Source organism: Bifidobacterium sp. W8103 (genome assembly GCF_016100775.1).
Lineage (GTDB): Bacteria > Actinomycetota > Actinomycetes > Actinomycetales > Bifidobacteriaceae > Bombiscardovia > Bombiscardovia choladohabitans.
In genome coordinates this window covers 12,967-26,634 of the sequence record NZ_JACFRV010000001.1, presented here as the reverse complement: position 1 = coordinate 26,634, position 13,668 = coordinate 12,967, and the positions used below count along the sequence as shown (strand labels likewise).

At 62.5% G+C, this 13,668-nt stretch carries 15 protein-coding genes and 1 tRNA gene; 15 read left to right on the top strand and 1 reads right to left on the bottom strand.

The window, feature by feature from the left end; genetic code table 11:
* The first annotated feature begins 53 nt into the window (after positions 1 to 53).
* The 4 genes from H3U90_RS00140 to H3U90_RS00125 are packed head-to-tail and all read left to right on the top strand — an operon-like array spanning position 54 to position 2,153.
* Positions 54 to 461 carry a GntR family transcriptional regulator gene (locus H3U90_RS00140; RefSeq protein WP_198176548.1) on the top strand — a complete coding sequence of 136 codons (408 nt, stop codon included), beginning with the start codon at positions 54 to 56 and terminating at the stop codon, positions 459 to 461.
* Between the two features lie 22 nt (positions 462 to 483).
* Positions 484 to 1,440, top strand: a complete 957-nt coding sequence (locus H3U90_RS00135; protein WP_415873751.1) for an ABC transporter ATP-binding protein — start codon at positions 484 to 486, stop codon at positions 1,438 to 1,440.
* On the top strand, positions 1,437 to 1,829 hold the full coding sequence (locus H3U90_RS00130; RefSeq protein ID WP_198176546.1) for a hypothetical protein: 393 nt from the start codon (positions 1,437 to 1,439) through the stop codon (positions 1,827 to 1,829). The genes H3U90_RS00135 and H3U90_RS00130 overlap by 4 nt, the downstream gene beginning before the upstream one ends.
* Before the next feature lie 36 nt (positions 1,830 to 1,865).
* A complete protein-coding gene (locus H3U90_RS00125; protein ID WP_198176545.1) occupies positions 1,866 to 2,153 on the top strand; it encodes a hypothetical protein in 288 nt (95 codons plus the stop codon).
* 17 nt (positions 2,154 to 2,170) lie between these two features.
* On the opposite strand, the gene thrC is transcribed toward H3U90_RS00125, so the two are convergent.
* Positions 2,171 to 3,652, bottom strand: coding sequence for a threonine synthase (gene thrC / locus H3U90_RS00120; protein ID WP_198176544.1), 1,482 nt, complete (start codon positions 3,650 to 3,652; stop codon positions 2,171 to 2,173).
* 202 nt (positions 3,653 to 3,854) lie between these two features.
* On the opposite strand from thrC, the gene glyA reads away from it, so the two are divergent.
* The 11 genes from glyA to H3U90_RS00065 all read left to right on the top strand — a co-directional run bounded on the left by glyA (position 3,855) and on the right by H3U90_RS00065 (position 13,637).
* Positions 3,855 to 5,162, top strand: coding sequence for a serine hydroxymethyltransferase (glyA, locus tag H3U90_RS00115; RefSeq protein ID WP_232340552.1), 1,308 nt, complete (start codon positions 3,855 to 3,857; stop codon positions 5,160 to 5,162).
* A gap of 128 nt (positions 5,163 to 5,290) precedes the next feature.
* The gene (locus H3U90_RS00110) at positions 5,291 to 6,595 is read left to right on the top strand and encodes a glutamate-5-semialdehyde dehydrogenase (RefSeq protein WP_198176543.1); all 1,305 of its coding nucleotides are present in this window, start codon (positions 5,291 to 5,293) and stop codon (positions 6,593 to 6,595) included.
* Positions 6,592 to 7,149 (top strand): phosphoribosylglycinamide synthetase, encoded by a 558-nt coding sequence (locus H3U90_RS00105; RefSeq protein ID WP_081709108.1) that lies wholly within the window; start codon positions 6,592 to 6,594, stop codon positions 7,147 to 7,149. The genes H3U90_RS00110 and H3U90_RS00105 overlap by 4 nt, the downstream gene beginning before the upstream one ends.
* Positions 7,150 to 7,154: 5 nt before the next feature.
* Positions 7,155 to 7,835: a nicotinate-nucleotide adenylyltransferase gene (gene nadD / locus H3U90_RS00100; RefSeq protein WP_198176542.1), complete on the top strand. Its 681-nt coding sequence runs from the start codon at positions 7,155 to 7,157 to the stop codon at positions 7,833 to 7,835.
* A gap of 103 nt (positions 7,836 to 7,938) precedes the next feature.
* Positions 7,939 to 8,955: a ribose-phosphate diphosphokinase gene (locus H3U90_RS00095; RefSeq protein WP_045935295.1), complete on the top strand. Its 1,017-nt coding sequence runs from the start codon at positions 7,939 to 7,941 to the stop codon at positions 8,953 to 8,955.
* A gap of 82 nt (positions 8,956 to 9,037) precedes the next feature.
* A tRNA-Gln gene (locus H3U90_RS00090) sits at positions 9,038 to 9,108 on the top strand.
* A gap of 67 nt (positions 9,109 to 9,175) precedes the next feature.
* A complete protein-coding gene (locus H3U90_RS00085; protein WP_101432244.1) occupies positions 9,176 to 9,973 on the top strand; it encodes an HAD-IIA family hydrolase in 798 nt (265 codons plus the stop codon).
* Between the two features lie 14 nt (positions 9,974 to 9,987).
* Positions 9,988 to 11,364 carry a bifunctional UDP-N-acetylglucosamine diphosphorylase/glucosamine-1-phosphate N-acetyltransferase GlmU gene (gene glmU / locus H3U90_RS00080; protein ID WP_269748694.1) on the top strand — a complete coding sequence of 459 codons (1,377 nt, stop codon included), beginning with the start codon at positions 9,988 to 9,990 and terminating at the stop codon, positions 11,362 to 11,364.
* A 41-nt stretch (positions 11,365 to 11,405) separates the two neighbouring features.
* Positions 11,406 to 11,882, top strand: a complete 477-nt coding sequence (rsfS, locus tag H3U90_RS00075; protein ID WP_198176540.1) for a ribosome silencing factor — start codon at positions 11,406 to 11,408, stop codon at positions 11,880 to 11,882.
* Entirely contained in the window at positions 11,875 to 12,615 is a 741-nt protein-coding gene (locus H3U90_RS00070; protein WP_198176539.1) for a histidine phosphatase family protein, read from the top strand. The genes rsfS and H3U90_RS00070 overlap by 8 nt, the downstream gene beginning before the upstream one ends.
* A gap of 95 nt (positions 12,616 to 12,710) precedes the next feature.
* Positions 12,711 to 13,637 (top strand): hypothetical protein, encoded by a 927-nt coding sequence (locus H3U90_RS00065; RefSeq protein WP_198176538.1) that lies wholly within the window; start codon positions 12,711 to 12,713, stop codon positions 13,635 to 13,637.
* Positions 13,638 to 13,668: the final 31 nt, after the last annotated feature.

The following is a 13,668-nucleotide window of genomic DNA, read 5'->3' as shown; positions in this document are numbered from 1 at the left end:
ACACCGGTACAGCTCAGCCAGGGTCGTGCCGACAATCAACGAAAGGGGCTTGGATGAAGCTGATCATCTCATCCCTGTCCGGACAGCCGATTTATCGGCAGATCGAGGACCAGATACGTTCGGCCATCCTGACCGGAGACCTGAAAGCGGGGGAGGGACTGCCTTCCCTGCGACATCTCTCGCGAGAGCTCAGGGTCTCCGTGTTGACCGTGACCCGCGCCTATACCGAACTCGCCCAAGAGGGCTTGGTGGAGAACATCCAAGGCAAGGGGACCTTCGTGGCCGACAGTGGCGACCAGGTCATGCGGCAGCATCTGGAGAACCGCGTGCAGTCCCTGCTGGGGGAGGCGGTCGATACGGCTCGTCGGGCCGGGATGGACCCGGACCGGATTCGCGGCCTGCTCGACATCCTGCTGGGCGACAAGGGTTCTGCGCCAGCGTCCGAAGAAGGAAAGGAATAGCAGTATGTGTGCATCACCGCCGATGATGACTTCTGGTGAAGATGTCGACTATGCCCTGCGCGTCAGCGACCTTGGGAAAAGCTACGTCAAGGCTGACGGCACAGGTTTCCGCCTGCACCAGGTCACCATGGACCTGCCCATGGGCTACATCATGGGATTGATAGGCCCCAACGGTGCAGGTAAATCCACCCTGATCCGGCTCTTGCTGAATATGACTCGCCGAGACAGCGGAGAAATCAGCATTCTGGGCCGTGATCCCTTGAGTCAGGAGGAGGAGGTCAAAGCAGACCTGGGTGTGGTCTTCGATTCCATTTATTTCCTTGAGGCGTGGAAGGTCAAGGCCGTCGAGCCAGTGATGGCACCCATGTATCCCTCTTGGGACAGTGATCGCTATCATGACTATCTGCGTCGGTTCGGTCTGCAGGAAAACCGCAGAATCGGCAAGCTTTCCCGTGGCATGCAGATGAAACTGATGCTGGCCGTCGCCCTCAGCCACGATGCAAGGCTCTTGATTCTGGATGAGCCCACCAGTGGTCTGGATGTCCTGGCCAGGGACGAGCTCATGGATATTCTGCTGGACTACATCGGCGACGGTCGTCACTCGGTGCTTTTCTCCACGCACATCACCGCGGATCTCGAACGGGTGGCTGACTTCGTTACCTATATCAACCGGGGGTCTGTCTTCTACACCGGCCCCAAGGACGAGTTGATGGAGGCTTTCCAGGTTGTGAGAGGGGGGCCGGACGATCTGGCTGGAGCGCAAATGCCGCATCTGATGGGCTTGCAGCGTTCCGCCACCGGTTTCGAGGCTTTGGTCCCTACTGAACACTTGAAGGATTTTCTGACATCTGCTTCTCCTGCCGCCGTGGAGCCCTCGGAGAACCGCTACCTGGTTGAGCGGGCCGACTTTGACAACATCATCAGACTGACCGCAGGCTCACTTGCCGCGACCGGCAAGAATAAGGAGGTGGAATCATGAAGGCGATGGCCAAGCAGATCAGGTTGGACATGCAACGTTTCTCAGGAGCAGGGAGAACCTGGGTCGGTGTGATGATTTTCATGTCCGTTCCTCTCATCGGAATCCTGCTGAACCTAGTAATGGCCCTGACAGGCAATGATGGGAAAGAAGCACGGACTGCGTTGACGGGAGCAGTAACCAGCATGGGAATCGGACTGCTTGTAGGCCTGGTATTCGGTATGTTCGTCGATTTCAGCAATACGGCAATTCGTTTGAACGGTCTGCTGCCCATAACACGTGATCACCAGGTATTTGGACGCTATGCTGCTGTAATTCTGCTGGTCCTAGTTCAGTCTTGCGGCTATGCAATATTCTTCTTCTACGCCACTGATTCATTTTTGCATGATTAGGACCATTGGCGTGACACTGTCTTGTTTGCTTCGGGGTTGTTCCTGTTGGAGTCTTTGCTCTTTGCTGTAGCTACACCCTTGTTTTATTGGCTGGAGCCAGTTAAGGCAATGATAGTCTTCCTGGCGCTTCTTGGTTTGGTGCCAATCATGGCCCTTATCGGCAGTTTGCTGCCCTTGGACTGGGGGACCTTCTGGAATTCAATCATGCGATTTTTGACTTCTGACCTGTGGCGGCCGGTGCTCCTCGGGCTGGCGGTGATTCTGGCGGCTGATATGGTTTCGATAGCCATATCTCGCAAGGTCTACGCCAGGAAGGAGATCTGAGTCAATTCGCTCAGGCTTCAGGACCGCATGACCGCATGGCGGACGTAGTTGGACATGTACCCGGGATCGATGCAGTCCTGGAAGCGCACAGGCGCGTTTTCCAAGGTGCGCAGAGCCTTGGGGGGCCTGGTGTTGGTGGACTCGGCCAGGATGTCCATGCAGTCGAAGTCGCTGTCCGGGGTCTCCAGGCCCAGGGATTGGCAGACCACCCGGGGGAACTTGTAGGGGCTGGCCGTGGACAGCAGCACCCGGGGCACGGCAGGATCCCTGTCGGTCTGGCCGATCATGACCTGGTAGCCACAGGCCGTGTGCGGATCGATCAGGTATCCACGGTCCTCCCAGCAGCCGCTGATGGCTGAGGCCACCTGGTCCTCGTCGGCCCAGCCACAGGAGAAGAGCCCGCGGATTCTGGTCATCAGGGCCTCAGGCACCTGGTAGCGTCCAGTGGACTCCAGATCGGCCATAAGCGAGGCAATCAGTTTGGTGTCGCCGTCGGCCATGTAATAGAGCATCCGTTCCAGGTTGGAGGAGATCAGAATGTCCATGCTGGGGGAGGTGGTGGTGTAGAAGGGGCGGTTGCGGTCATAGACGCCCGTGGTCAGGAAGTCGTTGAGGACCCGGTTGCGGTCCGAGGCCACGGTCAGGCGGGCCACCGGAAGGCCCATCATCTTGGCATAGTATCCGGCCAGCACATCGCCGAAGTTGCCGGTGGGCACGCAGAATTCGACCGGATCCCCAGATCTGATCACTCCCCGTTCCATCAAGGACCCGTAGGCCCGGAAGTAGTAGACGACCTGCGGAGCCAGGCGGCCCACGTTGATGGAGTTGGCCGAGGAGAGGACGGTCGAGGCCTTCTCCTCCAGTTCACCAGCCAGGTCGGCGTCGGCAAAGATGGATTTGACTGCGGACTGGGCATCGTCGAAATTGCCCCGAACCGCACAGACCTGTAGGTTGCCGCCTTGCTGGGTGACCATCTGCAGGCGCTGGATCTGACTGACCTTGCCCTGCGGGTAGAAGACGGTGATGCCCGTGCCCGGCGCGTCTGCGAATCCGGCCAGCGCCGCCTTGCCCGTGTCTCCGGAGGTGGCGGTGAGCACCATGATCCGTTCGCCATCCTCCCCGGCCAGAGCCATCAGTCTTGGCAGGAGCTGCAGGGCCACGTCCTTGAATGCCGAAGTGGGCCCGCGGAAGAGCTCCAGTACGAAGTCGTTGCCGCCCAGGTCCACCAGAGGGGTGATTGCCGGATCGGACCACTGTTCTCCGTAGGCCGCGTCCAGGCAGGAGTCCAGCTCTGGGGAAGTGTAATCACTCAGCAGTCTCGAAAGGACCAGTTTGGCCGTGCCCTTGTAGTCCAGGCCGGCAACCGACGTAGGGTCGATGGTCTCAGCGTCCAATTCATCGCTGACGTAGAGTCCGCCGTCAGGAGCCAGGCCCCGTCTGATGGCCTGCTTGGACTGCAGCTGCTCCCTTCCGCCTCGGGTGCTGTGGTATGTGCTCATGGTTGCCTGCCCCTCCGCCATGTCGCCGAACTGATCATTACCAGGGCATTCTACCCCGCGCAGGGGTCCGAACCATTGCACTGCTCGGCTCGCGGATGAAACCGTCCATGGACGTCAGGGCCTGCCAGGGGCCGGCATGGCGTACAGTATTGCCCACCAGCCCTGTATCCGAGGCTGTATGTCAAAGACAAAGGAGCGACCCATGGTCGAAGAGAACCCGGTACAGCAATCCTACGATGTCCTGAACTCTTCGATCTCGCAGGTGGATCCGGAGATCGCCGCACTGCTGGATGGGGAGTTGGAGCGTCAGCGCGGCGGCCTGGAGATGATCGCCTCTGAGAACTTCGTGCCCAAGGCCGTCCTGCAGGCCCAGGGATCCGTGCTGACCAACAAGTACGCCGAGGGCTATCCCGGCAGACGCTACTACGGCGGATGCGAGTGGGTGGACCAGGTCGAGAACCTGGCCCGGGACCGTGCCAAGGCCCTCTTCGGCGCCGAGTACGCCAACGTCCAGCCGCATTCGGGCGCCCAGGCCAACGCCGCCGTCTACCAGGCCCTGATCAAGCCCGGCGACACCGTGCTGGGCCTGGCCCTGGACCACGGTGGCCACCTGACTCACGGCATGAAGATCAACTTCTCAGGACGCTTTTATCATGCCGAATCCTACGGGGTCGATCCGGACACCTTCCGCATCGAGCCCGAGATCATCCGCCAGCGGGCCCTGGAGACCCATCCGGCCCTGATCATCGGCGGATGGAGCGCCTATCCGCGTATTGAGGACTTTGCAGCCATGAAGGAGATCGCCGACGAGGTGGGGGCCAAGTTCTGGGTGGATATGGCCCACTTCGCGGGTATGGTGGCAGCCGGTCTGCATCCCAGCCCGGTGCCCTATGCCGATGTGGTCTCCTCCACGGCCCACAAGACCCTGGGCGGACCCCGGTCCGGGTTCATCCTGGCCCGTCAGGAGTATGCCAAGAAGCTCAACTCCTCGGTCTTCCCCGGCAACCAGGGTGGCCCGCTCATGCATGTGATCGCCGCCAAGGCTGTGGCCTTCAAGCTGGCCGGCACGCCTGAATTCAAGGAGCGGATGGAGCGCACCCTGGAGGGCGCCAAGATTCTGGCCGAGCGTCTGATGGCCAAGGATGTGGCCGACAACGGCATCACCGTGCTCACTGGAGGTACGGACGTCCACCTGGTCATGGTGGATCTGCGCAACAGCGAGATGGACGGCCGCCAGGGGGAGGACCTGCTGGCCAGGATCGGCATCACCGTCAACCGCAATACGGTGCCCTTCGATCCGCGCCCGGCATCTGTGGCCTCCGGTCTGCGCATCGGAACCTCCGCCCTGGCCACACGCGGATTCGGCCCGGCCCAGTACGAGGAGGTGGCCGACGTGATCGGCACTGCGCTGGCCCAGGGTCCCCAGGCGGATCTGGATGCCCTCAAGGCCCGGGTGGTCCGGCTGGTCGAGGCCTTCCCGCTCTATCCTGAGCTGGATCAGACCCACTGATCGGCCCTTGAAGGAGGGAGGCGCAGCAATGCCCTCCCTCCTCCTGTCATCATTGCCCTCGCTGAGGGTTACAATCGGTACAGAATATGGGTCTGGCGGACCCGCGAGGGCGAAAGGATCTGACGAACATGAGTGAAAACGAGAACTCCGATCGTCAGGATGTGTTCGATCGGGTTTGCGCCATGGCCGATGCTGCGGCCGCTGCACAGGCAGGTCTGGCGGGCATGACCGGTCAGGCCAGGAATGATCTCTTGCTCGCCCTGGCCGATGCACTGATCGACCAGGCCGATCAGATTGCCGCAGTCAATGAGCAGGACTGCACGCAGGCTTTTGAAGAAGGAATGAGCGCCGGTCTGATCGACCGTCTGCGCCTGGACAAGGTTCGTATTGCGGACGCCGCCCGGGGCGTGCGCATGGTGGCTGGGCTGACCGATCCCCTGGGCGAGGTGGTTCGCGGCCATGACATGCCCAACGGCATGCGGCTCAATCAGGTGCGGGTTCCCCTGGGCGTGGTGGCCATGATCTACGAGGCCCGACCCAATGTCACCATTGATGTGGTGGCCCTCTGCCTCAAGTCCGGCAATGCGGCCCTCCTGCGAGGGGGTCACGCGGCCCAGCGCACCAATCGCGCCCTGGTGGGGCTGATAGGCGGGGTGCTTCGTGAGCATGGGCTGGATCCGGCTCTGGTGGCTTCTGTGGACCGATACGGTCGCGAGGGGGCCCAGGCACTGATGAAGGCACGCGGTCATATCGATCTGCTGGTGCCCAGGGGTGGACGGGGTCTGATCCGCAGCGTAATCGAGCAGGCCACCGTGCCCACCATCGAGACCGGGGCTGGCAATGTCCATATCTATGTGGACCGTTCGGTGGACATGGATCAGGCCATCCCCATCATCGTCAACGCCAAGACCCAGCGGGTGGGCGTCTGCAACGCCGCCGAAAAACTGATCGTCCACCGGGATGTGGCCGCTGAATTCCTGCCCCGTGTGGCGCAAGCGCTGACCCGGGCCCAGGTAGAGCTGCACCTGGACGCGGTGTCCATGGACATCCTTGCCGGGCATGGTCTGCCTGAAGAACTGCTGGTCCGCGCAGAAGAGGATGACTGGGACCGTGAGTATCTGGACCTGAAGATGGGGGTGCGCGTGGTGGACTCCCTGGATCAGGCCATCGAGCACATCAATCGTCACTCCACCGGCCACACCGAGGCCATCCTGGCCCGGGACTACGAGGCTGTCGAAGAGTTCTCCCGCCGGGTGGATTCGGCCGTGATCATGGTCAACGCCTCGACCAGATTCACCGATGGAGGCATGTTCGGCATGGGCGCGGAGCTGGGCATCTCCACCCAGAAACTGCACGCCCGAGGACCCATGGGTCTGCAGGAGCTGACCACCACCAAATGGATCGGCTACGGCAGGGGGCAGGTGCGGCTGTGAACGAGAAGATCGAAGAGCTCTTCCAGCGCGAGCACGACAATCCGCGTATCTGGCTGAGGGTGGCTTCAGAGCGGTTGAGCCTGCTGCGGTACGTCTTTCTGGTCCAAATAGAGGATGGCATTCCGGATGCCGACCAGCGCTCCTGCCTGGAGTATGCCGATGCGGTCCTGATCGGATGGCCTGACGAACATGCCGATGATGTGTATGACCTGGACCAGGACCAGCTCAACCAGGTCAGGCATGACATCACCGTCATGGAGGAGCGGGTGCCGGTCTTCCGCAAACAGGAGCAGGAGGGGCGCATCGCCGACCTGTCCGATTCATTGGTAGCCATCACCGGATGCGTGGCCCAGGTCCGTCGGGCCTACCAGCCGGGCTTCCCCCTGCCCACCTACTCCGAGATCCGCCGCGTGGTCCAGGAGGAATGGAATGCCGACATGGAGCGAATAGATCCCGACCGGGTCAACCCCAGTGCCGAGCAGATGCGGCAGGAGGCCAAGTCAGAGAACGAGGAGAATGCCTCGGAAGCCAGACGGGAGGGCGAGCAGGGGTGAACCGGATGATGTCTGAGCTGTCCAAGGAGGGAGAAACCGGGCAGGAGCCATCAGATATTGACGGGGCCTGTGGGCCTGCCCACCATAACCGCCGACCCCGGGTGGGAATCATGGGCGGCACCTTCGACCCCATTCACAATGGCCACTTGGTGGCTGCCTCTGAGGTGGCCTGGGTCTACGACCTGGATGAGGTCATCTTTGTGCCCACCGGCCGCCCGGCCTTCAAACTGAACAAGACGGTGACCAATGCCGAGGACCGCTATCTGATGACAGTGATCGCCACGGCCTCCAACCCAAAGTTCACGGTCTCCAGGGTGGATATCGAGCGTCCCGGCATCACCTACACGGTGGACACCCTGCGTGACATCAAGCGGATGCGTCCCGACAGCGACCTCTTCTTCATCACCGGGGCGGACGCCGTGGCCGAGATCATGCGCTGGAAGGATGCCAACCGGATGTGGGATCTGGCCAAGTTCGTGGCCGTTTCCCGGCCCGGCTACTCCTCCAGCCTGGACGACCTTCAGGTGCCTGCTCAGCGGGTGGATACCCTGGAGATTCCGGCCCTGTCCATCTCGTCCACAGATGTGCGCCGTCGTTCGGCCAGGGGCATGCCGGTCTGGTACCTGGTTCCGGACGGGGTGGTGCAGTACATCAACAAGCACGGGCTCTACCGCTCGGCTTCCTGAGCTTCGCATACTGTCGGACTCGCCAACACGGACAGCCCGGCCGTGTCAGCGCGCGCCATTATTATGGAGGCTGTCCGCTTCAGCGAAAACAACGTTTGGAGATATGGTGAGCGCGATACTCAAAGGCAGACCAGGAAAAAATCTCATACTTGTCACAGGCCGGGCCCATCCCAGACTCGCGGCGGACGTGGCCGATCAACTCGGTATCGACGTCCTGGAGACGACGGCATACGACTTTGCCAACGGCGAGATGTATGTGCGTTATACGGAGTCGGTGCGCGGTGCGGATGTCTTTGTCCTGCAGACCCACTCGGACCCGGTCAACAAGTCCATCATGGAACAGCTGATCATGATCGATGCCCTCAAGAGGGCCTCGGCGCGATCCATCACCGCGGTCTGCCCGCTCCTGGGCTACTCCCGTCAGGACAAGAAGCATCTGGGCCGCGAGCCCATCTCCTGCCGGCTCATGTTCGACCTGCTCAAGACGGCTGGCGCGGACCGGATCATGTCGGTTGACCTGCACGCCGCCCAGTCCCAGGGCTTCTTCGACGGGCCTGTGGACCATCTGATCGCCATGCCTGTGCTGGTGGACTATGTGCGCGACCGGATGGATCTGTCCAAGGTGGCCGTGGTCTCGCCGGATGCCGGCCGCATCCGGGTGGCCGAGCAGTGGGCCCAGCGCCTGGGAGGCGTGCCCCTGGCCTTCATCCACAAGACCCGTGACATCACCCAGCCAAACAAGGCTGTGGCCCACCGGGTGGTGGGCGACGTGCGCGGCCTGGACTGCGTGCTGGTGGACGACCTGATCGACACCGGCGGCACCATTGCCGAGGCCTGCAATGTGCTGGATGAGGCCGGCGCCAACTCCATCACCATCGTGGCCACCCATGGCGTCATGTCCGGGCCTGCCGTGGAACGGCTCAAGTCCTGCAAGGCCAAGGAGGTCATCCTGACCGACACGGTCCCCATCCCCCAGGAGAAGCGTTGGGATGGCCTGACCGTGCTGTCCATCGCGCCCCTGCTGGCCTCGGCCATCAAGGCGGTCTTCGAGGACGGCTCGGTGGCCCGGCTCTTCGACACCTATCCGGCCCATCACGGCCAGGGCTTCCTCTTCGCTTGACGCCCTGCCTGCGCGGCATGGCGTGGCGTAATCGTCCGGCTGTGGCATAATGAACCTGGCGGTGCCTGAAGGGTTCCGCCTTTCCCCCATGGTGTAAAGGCAGCACACGGGTCTTTGGAACCCTTAGTCTTGGTTCGAATCCAGGTGGGGGAGCTTACGCTCGCCGATTCCGGTCGGAGACGGCCTCCTTGGGGTCGGTGACCAACCGAAAGGAACTGTCTTGGCAGTCAAGAAGATCGAAACCTGGCTCACCGACATGGACGGCGTGCTGGTGCACGAGAACACGGCCCTGCCCGGAGCTGCCGAATTCATCGACACCCTCAAGCGCAACAACCGCCAGTATCTGGTACTGACCAACAACCCCATCTACACTCCTCGTGACCTTTCGGCCCGCCTTGGCCGTTCGGGCATCGACGTGCCCGAGGATCGGATCTGGACCTCTGCGCTGGCCACTGCCGACTTCGTATCCCGGACCATGCCCCGGGGATCGGCCTATGTGATCGGCGAGGCCGGACTGACCACGGCCCTGCACGAGGCCGGCTTCATTCTTTCCGACATCAAACCGGACTACGTGATCCTGGGGGAGACCCGGACATACTCCTTTGAGTCCATCACCACAGCCATCCGCTTGATTCTGGGTGGCGCCCGCTTCATCTGCACCAACCCTGACGCCACCGGTCCCAGCGAGAACGGCGTCCTGCCGGCAGCCGGCGCGGTGGCGGCCCTGGTGACCAAGGCCACCAACCGCGAGCCCTACTTTGTGGGCAAGCCCAATCCCATCATGTTCCGCACGGCCCTGAACAGGGTGGGCGGCCACTCCGAGACAACGGCCATGATCGGCGATCGGATGGACACCGACGTGGTGGCCGGAGTCGAGGCCGGTCTGAACACCTTCCTGGTGCTGACCGGCATCACCACACGACCCGAGGTGGAGACCTTCCCCTACCGTCCTGACCAGGTGGTGGACTCCATTCAGGACCTGATCGGCATCGCCGAGAGCGGGGTGGTGGAGTTTTGAGCGGCGGGCAGACGCTGACCGCTGGCATCATTCTGGCCGCAGGCGAGGGCACCCGCATGCACTCGGCCCATCCCAAGGTTCTGCACACTCTGGCAGGCAAGACCTTCCTGCAGAGGGTCATGACTTCGGTGACCGCCCTCAATCCCGAACTGACGGCCGTGGTGGTTCATCATCAGGCCGATCTGGTGGCGCAGGCTGCACGCTCCTATGATCCCCAGGTGCGCATCGTGCGTCAGGACAGCCGACCGGGAACGGGGCGTGCGGTCCAGTGCGCCGTAGATCAGCTGGACGGGGAGCTCCGGCACGACGGTCAGGTGTTGATCGTCGCCTCGGACATGCCCCTGCTGGATGCGGACACACTGCACAGTCTGCTCGACTACCATGTCAGCTCCGGCGACGGGGCCACCGTGCTGACCGTCAATCTGGACGACCCCAACGGATATGGCCGCATCATCCGTGACCAGGATGGACGGGTACTGCGCATCGTCGAACAGCGGGACGCCACCGGTACCGAGCTGGCCGTCAAGGAGGTCAACACCTCCGTCTACGTCTTCGAGACTGATCTGCTGCGACAGGCGGTCCGCGGTCTGGACGACAGCAACGCCCAGGGGGAGTTCTATCTGACCGATGCCCTGGAGACGGCCCGCCGTCTGGGTAGGGTGGGGGCCTTCGCCGCGCCTGATCCGCTCAAGGTCGAAGGCGTCAACGACAGGATTCAGTTGGCTGATCTGGCCAAGGCCCACAACCTGAGGGTCTGCCAGGAGTTCATGCGCCAGGGCGTGACCATCCTGGACCCGGCCACCACCTGGATCGAGGACGACGTGGTCATCCAGCAGGATGCCGTCATTCTGCCCGGATGCTTCCTGCAGGGTCATACCGAGATCGCCTCGGACGCGGTCATCGGCCCCTATACCACCCTGATTGACGCCATCGTCGAGCCGCAGGCCAAGGTGGAGCGTTCCCGCGTGCAGGAGACCCGAATCGGAGCCAGGGCCAACATCGGTCCCTGGACCTACCTGAGGGCTGGCAACATCCTTGCCGAGGACACCAAGGCCGGGGCCTTCGTGGAGATGAAGAAGGCCACCATCGACCATGGGACCAAGGTGCCCCATCTTTCCTATGTGGGGGATGCCCATATAGGCCACGACAGCAACGTGGGAGGCGGGTCCATCACGGCCAACTATGACGGCGTGCACAAGAACCGCACCGAGATCGGCTCGGAAGTGCATGTGGGCGCAGGGAACCTCTTCGTAGCACCCGTCCAGGTGGGCGACGGGGTTACGACCGGAGCAGGATCGGTCATCCGCCATCCGGTCGAGGACGGGGCCATGGTCTATTCCACCAACGACCAGCATGAGGTTCCGGACTGGAAGCCCGCCTGGGAGCGGTAACCTTGACAGCATCTGCTTCACAACAAGGAAAGGCGTGACAAGTGCCAGCATTGCAGGAATCCATCGACGCGGTCCGGGTGGCCGCTCGGGCCGCCAACGATGTCAAGGCCATGGACGTAGTGGCCTTCGACGTCTCCCAGCCCATTGCCATCACCGACATCTTCATGGTGGCCACGGGCAGCAACGAACGCCAGGTCCTGGCCATAGCCGAGGAGGTGGAGAAGCAGCTCCATCTGCAGAAAAACCTGGATCCGCGCTCGCGGGAGGGCGTCCAGGAGGCCCAGTGGGTTCTGCTGGACTACGGTGACTTCGTCATCCACATCATGCACAAGCAGGCCCGGGCCTACTACGACCTGGAACGGCTTTGGAAGGACTGCCCCCAGATCGACCTGCAGCTGGAGCACCCCTTCACCCTTAAGGATGATGACCCGGACGGCCAGCTGGCCTCCAGGGCGGACGATCTGAATGGGGATGATCTGCGCAGCCGTTTCGTTGACCCACAGGAAAACCATGACTGACTCGGATACAGCCGTGCAGGATGGACGGCATGTGCGCTCCATGACCGTGGTCCGCCATGGGCAGACCTCATACAACGCAGGGCACCGGATGCAGGGTCAGATCGACATCCCCCTGAACAGCGTTGGCCGCTGGCAGGTGGAGAGGACAGCCGAAGAGCTCCGCGCTGAGTATGTGGACGGCGCACCCCAAGACCGTCACCTGCTGGTGGTCTCCTCCGACCTGGGCCGGGCCGCAGCCACCGCTCATGCCTTCGCCGACCCCTTGGGCCAGACGGTCCATCTTGATCCCGGGCTGCGTGAACGCGGCTTCGGCGAGTGGGAGGGAGCCAGCGCCGAGGAGGTTCGTCAACGTTGGCCTGAGGATTACGAATCCTGGTCCCGGGGCGCCGGGGGAGAGCTGCTCCACGGTGCCGAGACCAAGGCCCAGGTGGGCAAACGAGGCCTGGAAGCCCTGAACCGGTGGATCCACCGTGCTGGCCCGGACACGGATCTCATGGTCTTCACCCATGGGTCCTTCATTGCTGAGGCTCTCCAGGCCTTGCTGGGCATGGCCAACGCATATCCTGAATATCTGGGCCTGGTCACCATGCGCAACGCCCACTGGGCGCGATTGATGCCACGGGATCTGCCGGACGGCGGTCTGCGCTGGTCCATGATTGATTACAATCGCGGTCCGGCCATCGCCATGCGGGGGGACTGGGACAATCCCCGGGGGGTGGTCCAGACCGACTGAGGTCCTTGGGCGGTCGGACGACCATCACAGTATCGCCATGACCACCAGCTACCATAAGAGCGCAGCAACCAGCCGTTGGATCAAAAGGGGTCGGAGTGAAGCAGTTCTTTCATGACATTTCCTGGGCGCAGATCATCGCCGGCGCTCTTGCAGCCATGACCTCCTTCTGGCTTGCCGCCAAGATCGGCGTGGCGGGATCCATCATCGGCGTGGCCATCGGTTCCATCGTCTCTGCCGTGGCCTCGCAGATCTACAAGAATGTTCTGGAAGCCTCTGGCCAGAAGCTGCAGGAGTCCGTGGTCGGCGGTGCTGACCAGGACGATGACGACTCCAGGGCTGACTCGGATGCCGATTCGGGCGCCGATGGGCAGACCACCACCTTGCCTGCCCAGGGTAAGGGTCATTCGGACAAATCCAGCGATGCTGCCGACGGATCCACCCAGGTCATGGCCCCGGTGGATGGGTCCACTCAGGTCATGCCCCCTGTCAATGACGAAAAGTCGGCAGCCAAGACCGGCAGGACCGTTTCGTCCAGCAATGGTCCACGGACGCATGCGGCCTCCATGACGGCAACCAGCAGGAAGAAGCTGGATCAGCGCCGACGCAATGTCATCATTGTCTCCGTGGTCAGCGCCCTGGTGGCCGTACTGCTTTCCGCTCTGGCCATAAATGCCCTGACCAAGGGCGAAGGCACCGACAAGGTGGTTCGCAACGTGGTCAGCCCGCCGACCAGCCAGACGGTAACCCCCAGCGAGGAGGAGACCCCCTCCAAGCCAGCGCGGCGCACAGAGGAGCCTGAATATCAGACGACCCCGAGTGCCCCTCAGAACCAGCCCTCTGGCTCGAATCAGAACCAAGGCAGCGAACAGGGATCCGGGCAGAGTCAACCGCAGGGAGGGAACCCCACGAGCTCGCCTTCGCCGTCTGCCGACGCGACCAGCTCCACGCCAAGTCCCTCAAGCACGGCTCCTACGCCACAGTCGTCACCGACGAGCACGACCAGTCCATCTCCTCGTAACTGACCTGTCAGTCGGCGCGGCACACCCATCCCAC